Origin of the sequence: Sulfurovum zhangzhouensis (assembly GCF_030347965.1) — a bacterium.
In the GTDB taxonomy this organism is placed as follows: domain Bacteria; phylum Campylobacterota; class Campylobacteria; order Campylobacterales; family Sulfurovaceae; genus Sulfurovum; species Sulfurovum zhangzhouensis.
This window is the reverse complement of the sequence record NZ_JAQIBD010000002.1, coordinates 503,475-515,818: the sequence shown is the minus strand read 5'-3', so window position 1 is coordinate 515,818 and position 12,344 is coordinate 503,475. Positions and strand designations below refer to the sequence as shown.

Genomic DNA, 12,344 nt, shown 5'->3' with positions numbered 1-12,344 from the left:
AAGAGCTTCATATCCGTATATGGATAAATAGCCTGCTTCCTTCAATGACCGGGGCATATATAGACCCAGGTACGGTGTTCGTATACTGTGAAGAGTACGGACTGAACAAGATATCTACGCTTGAGTTTGTCAAGCGCATAAACACGGAGGCTAGAGATGGCAAAAACACTTAAACTTCATCTTAAAGTTGATGCACAGACAGGGAAGATCACTCAGGTATCTGATGAGTTTGTGACATTTCACAACCGTGTGAAACAGACCGGGGAGGGAGTCAGCGACCTGAAGACAAAACTCCTCAAGATAGGCGCCGCACTTGGAGGCGTCTACCTGATAAAAAAAGCGTTTGATGTCGCGGCGGATGCGATGGGGTCTTTTTCTGAAACATCTTCACAGTTTGAGCAATACGAGAACCGTATGAGTGCGTTTACCAATTCGGTCGAAGAACAAAAGAGCGAATTGATAAGGGCAAGAAATTTTGCGCTTGAGTATAGACAGGCGATAGACAAGACCACAGAGACACTGCTTCTGATGAAGAACTACGGGCTTAAAGATACTAATGAACAGCTGAAGATCTATGCAAACACGGCACTGGGTGCAGGTAAAAGCGTAGAGCAGTTCGCAGAAGCGATGGCAGATGCATTGACAGGTGAGAATGAACGTCTCAAAGAGTTCGGTATCAAGGCTTCACAGCAGGGACAGAAGGTAGCCTATACATGGACAGACAGTAGCGGTCAGGCGCGCAATATCATCATCCAGAACAACAAAGATGTGATAGACAGCACACTTACGGCGATCTTCAATGAAAAGTATGTCGGGCAGTTAGAGAAATACAAGAACTCATGGGCAGGTATCGGGCAGGGGATGAAGAACACCTGGACGCAGTTTAAGCTGCAGGTAGCAGATGAGGGACTTCTAGCATACTTCAAGAACCTTGGAGAGAACTTTTCTCAGTATGTCGGAGCTGGGTTCAAGGACGGAACTGTATCAGCCAAACAGTTTGCTGATGATACGATCTCATTTATAAATGCGATCATCAAAGGTATAGGATTTCTAGTCAAGGCTCTAAGCGGATTTGCAAACCTTATGAGAACCGTATATGCCGGATATCTTAAACTTGACGGATTCATAGGAGGCGGTCTTAATGAAATGGCTGTCAATAATTCAAAAGACAAGATAAAAGAGCTTGAACGTATACTAAAAGAGAAAGATTTCGGAGCATTTTCAAACCAAAATCAGCATATCACTGAGATAAATCTTGTAAAAGAGAAAAAGGCTCTAGCGGAGTATACAAAAGAGCAAAATAAATACAATGATATTAGAAAAGAAGGCGATGCTCTACTTGAAAAAACGGAAAAGAGTCAAGAGAACATTAACCAACTTATAGAGGATGCTATAAGCTTATCCACAAAAGCAGCATCGAGCACCGGATCTACTCAGTCAGAGATAGACAAGGTAAACGAAAAGATCAAAAAAGAGCAGGAGGAGCTTAGGAAACAGCTCCTTGGTATGGGTGCAGGGTTTGGAAGCAGTGCGCAAGATGATGAGAAAGCGGCAAAAGCAGCGGCGAAAGCAGCAGAGAAATATGCTAAAGAGTTTGCCAAGGCAAGAGACAGACTGGCTGAAGCAAGACTAAGTGATGAAGAGAAACAGCTCAAAAAACTAGGGGATGATCTCAATGATCTTGGTCAGTATCTGACTCAGGCAGAACTTTCAGAAATCTATGAGTCTGAGATAAATAAGATGAAGAAGGAAACAAAGAGTCTTGGTGAAGTTCTTGAACAGACGTTCCAGGATGCATTTGATGCAATTCTCCACGGTGACTTTAAAGCAGGATTCACTAGTCTTATCAAGGGGTCTATCGACACAATGACAATTGGTGTTAGTGACAGCATAAGTGGTGGTCTAAGTGCATTTATCGATGGTAAAGGAATCTCAGGGTTTACAAGTGCATTTAGTGGGTTGAGCATTGGGAATTGGATTGCAGCAGCTGCCTCTCTATTGGGCGGACTTTTCTCTTCCACCGTATCACAAGCACAGATCGATGCTGCAACCGGTAGAAGCGATTGGAGTGATGAGTCTATCAGGAACCTGACAGATGCTTTTGAGAACGCTCAATACCCTATGCTTGAAGTCACGTACAAGATGTCAAAATACCTTAGAAGTATGGAAAGTAACTTCGGACGTGTGGCATTGGCGATCACTGGCAAGACTTCTACTGCAGGTGTTGACCTGACTGGAGTGAATTTCTCAGATACTTACAAAGAAGGTTTTTTAGGGTTCTCTTCAAAGTCTGTGTCATTGCTTGGTACGGGGCTTGCTTTTGAGCTTCAAACACTGGCAGAGATGATGAATGAAGCAGAGCTGTCTGTGAGAGGGTACACTTCAACACTTGTACAGGAGTCATCATGGTGGGGGCTGAGCAGTGATACCTATACTAAGACGACATTCAAAAATCTTCCTAAAGGGGTCGTGCAGGATATAGCAAGCTCATTTGCCTATGGTTTTGAGGCTATCATGACCGCAGGAGTAAGCCTTGGACTTGAGGAATCAAACCTGAGAGAAGCACTTGAAAATGCAAAAATAAACATCGGTAAAGTGGACTTCACGGGGTTGAGTCCTGATGAAGTTAGCCAGAGACTAAGCGAAGTGATGAGTGAAGCGCTAAGCGGTGTGGTCATGGGGGTAGAGGACTTCTCAATACTGGTAAATAGATATGCCAAATCAAGCGAATATGCGCTTGAGACACTTGGCAGATTAGCGCTTGAATTTGATCAGGCATCATTTCAATTTGGCCTTATCGGGAAAGATTTCACTAATGGTGGACTAATTGATGTAACCAAAACAGTTGAAGTTGAACTAACAAGAACACTTGACAGATGGGGAAATGTTGTAGAAAACGGGGTTGAGTATAGTACCGGGCAGTGGGGAGAATTATTTAATCAGGCAAATATTGAAACAAATACTCTATTGCGACAATTTTTTAGTACAACCACAGAAACCTATACTGAAATGATGGATGTAATTGTCAAAGAGACATATACTGCACAAATGCAGATACTAGACATCGTGGAGAGTGCCGGAGGGCTTCAGAGCTTCAATGATGCTATGACAGCATTCATGACAAACTTCTATACAGATGCAGAGCAGGTTGATTTTATCACCAAGTCAGTGCAGGCATCATTCAATACTCTAGGTATTAGCATGCCAAAAACGAATGCAGAGTTTAGGACACTACTTGAAACAATGGATACTTCTACAGAAGAAGGAGCTTATCTATACGGACAAGTATTACTTCTATCAGAAAGCTTTGCACAGATGAGCCATGCTACGGAACAACTAAGTAGTAGTGTATCTGCAAGTATTAAAGAGATCGCAGATGCATGGCTTGGTAATCTAAGCTATTTAACACTACAGCAAAAAGCAGAGTATGCAAGTGGGTATTTAAAAATAGCATCATCATCACAAGGTGCTATCGATACAGCTGAAGCAGCAAGGGCAGCAGCAGAGATTGCACTTAAAACATCTGCGACAAAAGATGAATATATTCCTTATTTTGAGAGATATATAGCAGAGCTTTCAAAGCAAGAAGAAGATGCTACAAATAGGGATCTTCTTAATGAGATTAAGGAACTAAAACAAGAAGTTATTAATCTTCAAGAAGTGACTATTGAAGCAGCAATAAATAGTGGAACAGGTACAAATGGATGAGATTCTTATTTATATCATTTTTAGCAATTTTAATTTTAGGATGTGGAGAAGAAAATATGGCAACAATCGGTGAAGAAGTAGAAAGAGAGTTAATAAGTACCAATGTAACTGATACAACTACATTTTTTGATAATACTTCACAAGTAATTTATCCAGATGGTTCACGGCTACAAAATGACGGAAAGATATATCAAAATGCAACAGGTGAATCAATTATTATCCCATCATATGTTGAAGGCGAAAATTATATTATTGGGGATACAGTCTATAAAGACGGACATATAGAAAAGGTAACTAATGTAGATGTTATTATGGTTCAAAAGATGCCACATGAATACACTGCAGTGGATACTTCTTATGACCAATCAAACTGGACTCATAGATACTTAAAGATAAAAAGATTTTTAAATAAAGGTAAATACCCAACGGCTACCCATGAAATAAAAGATGTACTGATACGATCAGGCATATTCTCAACAAATGGGTTAAAGTGGTTTGAACTTGATGATACTAATAATAGAATTGTTGAATATACGTTAACAAGCAAATATGATTTATCAACAAAAACTGCTACCGGTGCTATATTAGCTACCAATGCTACTATGCCAATACGAATTAGAACAAACATAAGCGGTACTAAATTTATTGTATATGATTATGCAAATAAGAGGCTAGAGTCATATACTCTAAATTATGGGTTCGACCTATCTACAGGATCATTTGATAATAAAACATATAACCTTCAAGATAATACACCTACAGACTTTGACATCAATGGTGATGGAACTATTATAATGGAGGTTGGGCTAGATGGCGGTAAGGTATATAAGCATTTTTTAAATACCGGGTTTGATCTAACGACTGCAAGCTATACAAATATTTCTTGGAACCTTGAAAATACTGCAGATCTGCAGATAAATTTTCACCCAATAAATAATAAAATGTATCTCAAAGGAGAGGCATCAGGACCTTATACAAAGTTTAAAGAATATACGCTTACGGCAAATTTTGATATAAGCTCACCATCATTAAGCAAAGTACAGTACCTATCAGAAAATGGAAGTGTATTTAATTTTATTACCCAAGATGGGAGAATGTTCTTTACTGGTGACTATACTGCATCAGGAGCGATGAAAACATTTGTATACCCATATGTATTCGATGATCAGTGGGATTCAGACACTATATTTAGAGATATAACTCCTCATCATAAGTACGATAATAGATCCGGCTCAATATATACATTTACTGCAATACTTAATGCACCTACAGATGCATATTGGTATTTTCAAAGCCTTGTAAATGGTGTTGGGACTATAAGTACACAGATACCTAGAATATCATATTTGGATGATACTGTTTTGGAAGAAGAGGCTTCGTTATTATCAAATGGATCATGGTTCCCATCAGCTATTATTGAAACAGATGAAGGGTTATATATTAGAACAAATGTAGATACTAGTATTGAATACAAAGAGATCAATGTATATGAATTTTCAATTGTAACAAGCCCTAGCGAAATAGGGTTCTCATATGTTAGTTTAAATAATCAGAATAGACCTTTTGATGATGAGAATACATCTAGTGCAGTATCTACTAGCCCTATGTCCTATACTCTTAAAGGTCTTGGTGAATTTAATTCATTTACACTTTCAAGAGTGCTTGCTTCAAATCTTACTTATAAATTTATACTTGATGCTTTAGATGAAAACTATGGATTATGGTTAGATGGTATTCAAGTGGCATCAGGAGGCAATGGAGTAGTAAGTCTTGATACAGTGACTATAGACTGCAAAAGGGATAAAAACGGAATATTGACACTATATCCTACAACGGTCATGTTTTATGCTAAATATGAGATAAGTGCAGGAGTATATGCTTACTATCAGATGCCGACAGGTTCAACCGTAGAGATTACATTAACACATAGTAGTGATGTTTACCTAGCAGGGTTCACAATCAATAACTCTATACAACTTGGTATTACAAAACTTAGTTTCGGACATGGACAACAGGATTGGAACAGTTATGAACCTGATGCCTTTGGAAACATAGCACAAGGTGTGAAGCCTGTACGTACCAAGTTTAGTATTACAAGCATATTGTATACAGATGATTATGACTATGCTATCGCTTTCCTTGAATCGATAAAAACAAAATTTTTGTCAATAGATGGCTCTGACAGCGGTATGGCCACTCCTGATGGAAAAGTATTCAAGAGCTTAACTAGGCGTGTATTGGTAACAAATACTACACCATCAACAATAGAAAAAGATGGTGATATTTCAAAGATGTCTGATGTGAAGATCTCAGTGATGGAGGTAGTGTAATGGCAGCTTTCCCTTCAACGATAGCATGCACTGTTAATAGTGGGTTTAAAGACATATTGCCTGAGACCATAAAAGGACTAGGCGGTCAAAAATTGTTAGGTAATGCAAATGGGAAAGTGACCGCTTTCATTAAAACACATGCAGAGATGGAGCAGTTCACCAGGTGGTACATAACTGATATAAATTGGAGAGTAGATGCATTCACGATCTCACTGCCACTCTTTGGAGTCACAAGAGATTGGAATGTAAGGCTAACAAAAACACCGGACATCAAACCAAGCGATAAAGCATCATATATCCGTTATGTGGATATGGAGCTTGAGGTACTGGATGATATAGATACCTATATCTCAATTTAATATAAGGAGAAAAAATGAGAAAGCAGATTACAAATACCGGATATACACAAGTGAATACGAATCCATTGTCATATTTGATTCAAAACATCACAACTTCTAAAGTGCTAATAGTTGTATTGCCAATAGGAGTACAAGGACCAGCTGCAGATGCAGATTACGACTTCATACTTAACCCAGATGATGGTATCTCTGACTCTGATGTAGAAGGTATCATATGGGCTAAGTCTACAATAACAAGTCCAGTAGATGTAAGTGTAGTTGAGGGGTAGATATGTTTTCTCCTTTTAAAAAATTCAAAAATGGAGGAGTACGAGGTTTTGCATTGTATAAAAGCAAGTACCTTATCGAATACTTCAAGAATGGGAATGCAAGGTTCTTTGCTGATCAGAACAGCGCAATGGTCGTGAAGAATACTGGCACTTTTAAGAACAGTGAAGCCAACGCATCAAACCATGTATATCTTAATGGAGTTGACCAAAAGTTTCCTGCTGATATTAACTATACATTGGGGAGTGAGATTTTTTTATCCAATGGAGTTAGCGCTTATGGACATATTACATTAACAGACAATGGCGATGGAACCTACAATCTAGTTGAGGATACCTCTACCTTAGACGATAGGGTTTATTTCTTTATAAATGAAGCAACTAAAAATAACGTTAAAGTAGTATTTAATGCCAATATAAACTCAGGTACTCCAATCTTTGACTCATACTATGACGGGGAGACTTCAACATGGGTGCCTCTTAATTATGCTTTAAAAAATGGAGTTAATGAACTTGAAGTAAAAACTCAATATCCAAACACGTTTGTCAGCTTTAAAATATATGCTAATGGAGCTAACTATGACTTATCTGCACAATCGGTTAAGAAAATCACTTCAACAGGCTACCTAACATACTATGATGTAGCAACTAAGCAGTTTGATAAGATTGGTAACAGACTTACTGGAGGCGGTACTGAACTTCCTAGAAATACTTTAGGTAATCCTATGGTTACGACGTTAGACCCTTTAACTTGTACTATTACTGACAATGGTGATAATACCTTCCACTGCATTACAAATACTAGATATGGTTTAAGTAAGATTAACTTATTTAATCAAAATTATTCAGGTAATACTGGATATTTGAAAGACTATCTTAACATGAATGATACTTTTTTAATAGAAGTAGAAATAGAAGTGTTACAGAATAATTTGGACGTATATCTATCAGGTTTTACAACTAATGAAAAAGTTGAGAACTTACCTGTAGGTACATATACATATAGAGTTACAGGTAAAGTAAGCTCTATATACTCAGCTTCAGTTTATATGGTATGTGATGATGTAGATGGAGTATCTGAATGGATAGTTAAAAGTCTTTCTATTCAAAAAGTATTACCTAATAGTACTGAATATAACATGCTTAAATCATTTTCACATCCGTTTTCTTCCATAAACGCACCTACTACTAGAGAAATAGCACAACTTAATGCTAATCCTGACTTGATATGGCAAGTATGGTTTGACGGACTTGTATTGGTTGATGGTTTTAGTAAGGCTGATATTACACATTTCTATGACCAACCGACTCCAAATTACTACTTACAAGACTTGGCAGTTGACTTGGGGGTTGAACTCGGACATGACTTTGAGGATGGGCTACTTGGGAGTTTCTACGATCATTTTTCTGCTAGTACAAGTATCATAGGCGGTGTTGCTAATGTTACAGCTGGTGTTCAATATTCAAATTTAAGGTTGAACATATCGGATGCAGAACAGCATATAGCTCAGTGTTTCATAAATAACAGCTCAATAAGCGAATGGTATTTCTCATACTTGTTAGGAGCAATAACATACACGCAACTATTGGTAAAAGGTAAAAATGACATACTTGTTCCTGAAGGAGCAACTTATATTTCAATACAGAATAGAAGTACAACCCTACTTGAAGTTGCAGAAGTAGAGTATTTTACAGTTAAGTCAGTTTCAGCAAAATCCATAGTAAACCCAACAACAACTTGTCTAACTAACTATAAGAATACAAACTATGGTGCTAGTAACTTACCGATTGAAAGATTGTATGGTAGAGCAATAGTTTACGATCCTACTAAGTTTCACTTTGATAATGACGGAAGGTATGTTAATACTAAGTACTTATTCCCAGAGATAGAGTCCTGGGCTATTGAAGCAGTAATAACTTTTGTTGGTGATGGGTCATTTCATTTAAATGGTAGAAGCAACTTATACTTTGGTGAATCTAATACAACTGCTGGAAACCCTTTTATACGACTAGGTCTGGACAATTCGTTAACAACAGCAGTTGGGCTTGGAGACAAGCATTTTATTTTGTCTTATTCAAAAATAACAAAGCTAATGACTGTATACATCAATGGTATATTTTTCGATACGGTTGGAGACGGAAACTATGTGGCATCTTTAAGTGACGTATGGCTTGGTGATAGAAGCGATGCAGCATCATATCCAATTAATAGCAATATACCTTTATACGTAGTACATAAAAAAGAGATTAATGACATAGAAGCACAATCACTTTATAACAAATGGATAGGAGCATAAAATGAATCAAACAATAGTAAATAAACTTTTAAACCCGACACACTACATAGTAGTACCACAGTCATTAAAGACTGTTCAGCTTCCTTTTGACGATATGGTTATTGCTAATACTAACCCAATTGAGTATTTAACTCCTATAAAACTTGAACAAGACTATAAGGAGCTACTATCTTTGGTCGATGTACTAGATGCTACACACTTTATGATGCGCTATGGGATTGATGCGGATACATTGGCCCTAGTTGAAGCATTTTTGGAGAGCTTAGGATATGTGAATATTAGAAAAAATGTAGATGGTAGCTATAAGATACTTGATCAAATAGACTTCACTGCTTTTACAGGTAATGAGTTTTTGATCATACCTATGTATATGGGGAAGGATGTACCTAAAACACTAGGAGGGGTAGTATGAAAATGATACAGGAACTTTTATTTTGGCTGGTAGTGATCACTATGCCTATGCGTAAGTGGAAGTATGGAGAGGATGGTAAGTACATTCATTTGTTGCTTGGGCTTGTCGCATTGATCCTATTTATCGTACTTGCTTTACTGTTCAATCAAAGAGAGTTTAACTTTGTAGGCTTGGCACTTTACATGGTGTTTGCAGCAGGCTTTGTAGAGTTTATACAAAGAGCTTTCCTTGGTGGTACAAATACTGATATGGCTGCAACGCTAGACGCTTTTTGGATGTGGCTTGGGGGAACTATCCCGGCTTATTTGATCTACCTATTGGGTTTGATAGAGTTTAGCTTTTATAGCTGATCTAGGGGAGTAATATGATAGAGCAAGTACAGACAAGATCACATGGAAGCAGAGTGGTCGTCACAGATGACTATACATATAAGGATGTGAGTGTACCTAAAGGCTTCGTGTCTGATGGTGCATCGATCACTTTCCTATACTGGATGATCGTAGGTATCGGGCTAATAAGTATTGATCTTGGGTACTGGCTTTTTGCAGTGGTACTGTTCGCAGTGAGGACTCCGTTTCACCCTAAGCACCTGACAGCCTCTATCGTACATGACCATCTATGTCGCATGGGAGAGTATGAAAAAGGTGATCAGTACTTCAGAGAGATCCTTTTGCATACGGATGATAGGTATCGGGCAGAGATCAAGTATAGGGCCGTAAGGTTTTACACAAGATCAGGGCTTAGGAAAGTGGAAGATTATTTAAAAGAGAAATGGGGGAAGAGATGACATCTGCAAATATTTTGAATGCAAAAGTAGCCAACGGGGCAATGGCTGCCAGTGGTAGCGGTATGGTGGTGTCACCACTATTTGGGGCAGGTACTGGTGAAATAGTCCTGTATGCTCTTGGTTTCCTATTCAGTGTTATTGCATTTGCATATAATGAGTATCACGTGAATAAATCCGAGAATAAGAAACAAGCTCTATCAAAAGCAGCTAGATATATAGGGGTAGGTATGTTTACCTACCCTAGTGCTTATGTATATGCAGGTAATAACATTTGGAATTATAGTGCATTCCAAGGTCTGTCTGGTGTTGTGGCTACTCTAACTATTGTAGCCCTTATGGATGCTTGGCTGATAGGGAGAGCTAAGCGACTAGAAGAAAAGGGTGAGCTATGAGTGATTGGCAATTTGTACAGATGTTGATTGGTTCACTCTTCGGGCTATCTTTATTCGTAAAGATGTGGAGGCATAGCATGAGTGTTTTCATCATGCTTTCATGCGGAACAATAACGCTTTTTATCTATGATTTTATGCCTAATATATCGGTGCTGTGTTTCAGTATTTCAGCGATCTACGTGACCATACGTGGTGCAATGAAACCAAAAGGCGAAAGGGTATGGATATGATCGATATTATCCCTTTATGGGTTAGGATTTTATTTATAGGTGTAGTTATTTCAGTATTGATATTTTTTGCAGATCGTCAGTTTGTAAAACCTTGGCGTGATCTTGCCAAAGAGCGTGCATGGATCATAGAAAAAAAAGATACAGAGATAAAGAATAGAGATAAGAACATACAGGATATGGCTGATTTTTTTGTAAAGGAAACACATGAAGAAAATAATACAGTACCTAGCACTATCGGCAATCTTACCACTGGTTAATGGGTGTAGTCAGAAGCAACTTGATCCAATTGATAAGCAGTGTATATATCCAACATTATATGAGTCTAAATTGATTAGTAGTAAACCATTTAATGATCCAGAGCCAGTAGATGAAAATAGATCTATATTCTACAATGCAGATGTACTTGCACTTCATGATAGTAAAGAATACTATAAGCAGGAAGTTATCAAGGATAATAAAACAAAACGCTATCTAAATGAACTTTGGAGACATCATGGCATATCAGATTGAAGATCAAAATGGAGTCCAGCCTAAAGATGCAGGACTATGGGCCGAAGTCATAGCAGCGCATGAGAACAATATAGAGTCTATCGAGTGGGATAGTGATACTATCACGATAATGGACAATAAAGTGATGGACAGCTATACGCTCATTGAAATACACATCGAGGGATTATGATGCAGCAGCTCTCTATAGAACAGATCAGAAAAGTATTTGGCCGTGATGATCTTGATATAGTATTTTGTGAAGAGTTGTCCAGGCTTCTTGATATGTATATGGTGACTTTTAAGATCGATACACCGATGAGACGTGTACGCTTCTTGGCTCAGGCTGTAGCAGAAACAGGAGTAATGAGTACCGGTGAAGTGAGAGTAAGGGAAAATCTAAATTACTCAGCCGATGCACTAAAGAGACTCAGCGTATACTTCAGAATGCATCCGGAACAGGCCAAACGATACGGACGTACCAAAGAGCATAAAGCAAACCAACGTATGATCGCGAATATCTGGTATGCAGACATAAACCGACCTGCTCATCTAAGGCTGGGGAATACAAAGGATGGTGACGGATGGTTGTACCGTGGTGCATTTTTATTCCAGAGTACAGGGAAAGAGAATATCTTAAAAGATATTAGACATATAGAGAAGATGACAGGTATTAGGCTTATCGATGAACATGGTAATGTCTATGAAGGTGTACTCAGTAACTATATGTTAAGTATACTTGGAGGAATGGCACACTGGCACCGCACCGGCATGTATAAACTAGAGTCAACCAATGCGATCACAAACAAGATAAATGCAGGTCTTCCAGACTATAAAAAGCGTGAGAGATTAGCTACTGCACAGAGGGTAAAGGAAGTACTTGTAGCATAGTATTTAGTCACCTATTTTATCTTCTAGTCTTTCAATAGCATCGCTGATTCTTTTTAGCTCTTCAATAATAAATGCTTGTTTTTTCTCTATCCAGTACATTGACATAAATACTATAATAGCTATAAATACTAATAATGGTTCAATCATATATGTCCTTTTAATATATTATATCAGTAATGGTAAGCC

Annotated in this window: 15 protein-coding genes; 14 read left to right on the top strand and 1 reads right to left on the bottom strand. The window is 38.1% G+C overall.

Annotated features, from left to right (window positions below):
• Positions 1-156: 156 nt before the first annotated feature.
• Genes PGH07_RS07775 through PGH07_RS07710 form a run of 14 tightly spaced genes read left to right on the top strand, consistent with a single transcriptional unit; the run spans position 157 to position 12,158 of the window.
• Complete coding sequence (locus PGH07_RS07775; RefSeq protein WP_289413823.1) at positions 157-3,708, top strand: tape measure protein; 3,552 nt, start codon at positions 157-159, stop codon at positions 3,706-3,708.
• Positions 3,705-6,038: a hypothetical protein gene (locus tag PGH07_RS07770; protein ID WP_289413822.1), complete on the top strand. Its 2,334-nt coding sequence runs from the start codon at positions 3,705-3,707 to the stop codon at positions 6,036-6,038. Before PGH07_RS07775 ends, PGH07_RS07770 begins: the two co-directional genes overlap by 4 nt.
• A complete protein-coding gene (locus PGH07_RS07765; protein ID WP_289413821.1) occupies positions 6,038-6,397 on the top strand; it encodes a hypothetical protein in 360 nt (119 codons plus the stop codon). Before PGH07_RS07770 ends, PGH07_RS07765 begins: the two co-directional genes overlap by 1 nt.
• Before the next feature lie 14 nt (positions 6,398-6,411).
• A complete protein-coding gene (locus PGH07_RS07760; RefSeq protein ID WP_289413820.1) occupies positions 6,412-6,666 on the top strand; it encodes a hypothetical protein in 255 nt (84 codons plus the stop codon).
• A 2-nt stretch (positions 6,667-6,668) separates the two neighbouring features.
• Positions 6,669-8,960 carry a hypothetical protein gene (locus PGH07_RS07755; RefSeq protein ID WP_289413819.1) on the top strand — a complete coding sequence of 764 codons (2,292 nt, stop codon included), beginning with the start codon at positions 6,669-6,671 and terminating at the stop codon, positions 8,958-8,960.
• Between the two features lies 1 nt (position 8,961).
• Positions 8,962-9,372 (top strand): hypothetical protein, encoded by a 411-nt coding sequence (locus PGH07_RS07750; protein WP_289413818.1) that lies wholly within the window; start codon positions 8,962-8,964, stop codon positions 9,370-9,372.
• Positions 9,369-9,722, top strand: a complete 354-nt coding sequence (locus PGH07_RS07745; protein WP_289413817.1) for a hypothetical protein — start codon at positions 9,369-9,371, stop codon at positions 9,720-9,722. The genes PGH07_RS07750 and PGH07_RS07745 overlap by 4 nt, the downstream gene beginning before the upstream one ends.
• Before the next feature lie 14 nt (positions 9,723-9,736).
• Positions 9,737-10,159, top strand: coding sequence for a hypothetical protein (locus tag PGH07_RS07740; protein ID WP_289413816.1), 423 nt, complete (start codon positions 9,737-9,739; stop codon positions 10,157-10,159).
• Positions 10,156-10,551 (top strand): hypothetical protein, encoded by a 396-nt coding sequence (locus PGH07_RS07735; protein WP_289413815.1) that lies wholly within the window; start codon positions 10,156-10,158, stop codon positions 10,549-10,551. The genes PGH07_RS07740 and PGH07_RS07735 overlap by 4 nt, the downstream gene beginning before the upstream one ends.
• Positions 10,548-10,781 carry a hypothetical protein gene (locus PGH07_RS07730; protein WP_289413814.1) on the top strand — a complete coding sequence of 78 codons (234 nt, stop codon included), beginning with the start codon at positions 10,548-10,550 and terminating at the stop codon, positions 10,779-10,781. The genes PGH07_RS07735 and PGH07_RS07730 overlap by 4 nt, the downstream gene beginning before the upstream one ends.
• Positions 10,772-11,038, top strand: coding sequence for a hypothetical protein (locus PGH07_RS07725; protein WP_289413813.1), 267 nt, complete (start codon positions 10,772-10,774; stop codon positions 11,036-11,038). The genes PGH07_RS07730 and PGH07_RS07725 overlap by 10 nt, the downstream gene beginning before the upstream one ends.
• Positions 10,986-11,291: a hypothetical protein gene (locus tag PGH07_RS07720; protein ID WP_289413811.1), complete on the top strand. Its 306-nt coding sequence runs from the start codon at positions 10,986-10,988 to the stop codon at positions 11,289-11,291. The genes PGH07_RS07725 and PGH07_RS07720 overlap by 53 nt, the downstream gene beginning before the upstream one ends.
• Positions 11,275-11,460: a hypothetical protein gene (locus PGH07_RS07715; protein ID WP_289413809.1), complete on the top strand. Its 186-nt coding sequence runs from the start codon at positions 11,275-11,277 to the stop codon at positions 11,458-11,460. The genes PGH07_RS07720 and PGH07_RS07715 overlap by 17 nt, the downstream gene beginning before the upstream one ends.
• A complete protein-coding gene (locus PGH07_RS07710; RefSeq protein ID WP_289413807.1) occupies positions 11,460-12,158 on the top strand; it encodes a hypothetical protein in 699 nt (232 codons plus the stop codon). Before PGH07_RS07715 ends, PGH07_RS07710 begins: the two co-directional genes overlap by 1 nt.
• Before the next feature lie 3 nt (positions 12,159-12,161).
• Here PGH07_RS07710 and PGH07_RS07705 read toward each other — a convergent pair whose 3' ends face one another.
• The gene (locus PGH07_RS07705; protein ID WP_289413805.1) at positions 12,162-12,305 is read right to left on the bottom strand and encodes a hypothetical protein; all 144 of its coding nucleotides are present in this window, start codon (positions 12,303-12,305) and stop codon (positions 12,162-12,164) included.
• Between the last annotated feature and the right edge of the window lie 39 nt (positions 12,306-12,344).

Bases quoted from the DNA above. Each gene is read 5' to 3' on its own strand.
- PGH07_RS07775 (WP_289413823.1), top strand. From the start codon at position 157: ATGGCAAAAACACTTAAACTTCATCTTAAAGTTGATGCACAGACAGGG.
- PGH07_RS07745 (WP_289413817.1), top strand. From the start codon at position 9,369: ATGAAAATGATACAGGAACTTTTATTTTGGCTGGTAGTGATCACTATG.
- PGH07_RS07725 (WP_289413813.1), top strand. From the start codon at position 10,772: ATGGATATGATCGATATTATCCCTTTATGGGTTAGGATTTTATTTATA.
- PGH07_RS07770 (WP_289413822.1), top strand. From the start codon at position 3,705: ATGAGATTCTTATTTATATCATTTTTAGCAATTTTAATTTTAGGATGT.
- PGH07_RS07730 (WP_289413814.1), top strand. From the start codon at position 10,548: ATGAGTGATTGGCAATTTGTACAGATGTTGATTGGTTCACTCTTCGGG.
- PGH07_RS07710 (WP_289413807.1), top strand. From the start codon at position 11,460: ATGCAGCAGCTCTCTATAGAACAGATCAGAAAAGTATTTGGCCGTGAT.
- PGH07_RS07765 (WP_289413821.1), top strand. From the start codon at position 6,038: ATGGCAGCTTTCCCTTCAACGATAGCATGCACTGTTAATAGTGGGTTT.
- PGH07_RS07715 (WP_289413809.1), top strand. From the start codon at position 11,275: ATGGCATATCAGATTGAAGATCAAAATGGAGTCCAGCCTAAAGATGCA.
- PGH07_RS07760 (WP_289413820.1), top strand. From the start codon at position 6,412: ATGAGAAAGCAGATTACAAATACCGGATATACACAAGTGAATACGAAT.
- PGH07_RS07705 (WP_289413805.1), bottom strand. From the start codon at position 12,305: ATGATTGAACCATTATTAGTATTTATAGCTATTATAGTATTTATGTCA.
- PGH07_RS07740 (WP_289413816.1), top strand. From the start codon at position 9,737: ATGATAGAGCAAGTACAGACAAGATCACATGGAAGCAGAGTGGTCGTC.
- PGH07_RS07750 (WP_289413818.1), top strand. From the start codon at position 8,962: ATGAATCAAACAATAGTAAATAAACTTTTAAACCCGACACACTACATA.
- PGH07_RS07735 (WP_289413815.1), top strand. From the start codon at position 10,156: ATGACATCTGCAAATATTTTGAATGCAAAAGTAGCCAACGGGGCAATG.
- PGH07_RS07755 (WP_289413819.1), top strand. From the start codon at position 6,669: ATGTTTTCTCCTTTTAAAAAATTCAAAAATGGAGGAGTACGAGGTTTT.
- PGH07_RS07720 (WP_289413811.1), top strand. From the start codon at position 10,986: ATGAAGAAAATAATACAGTACCTAGCACTATCGGCAATCTTACCACTG.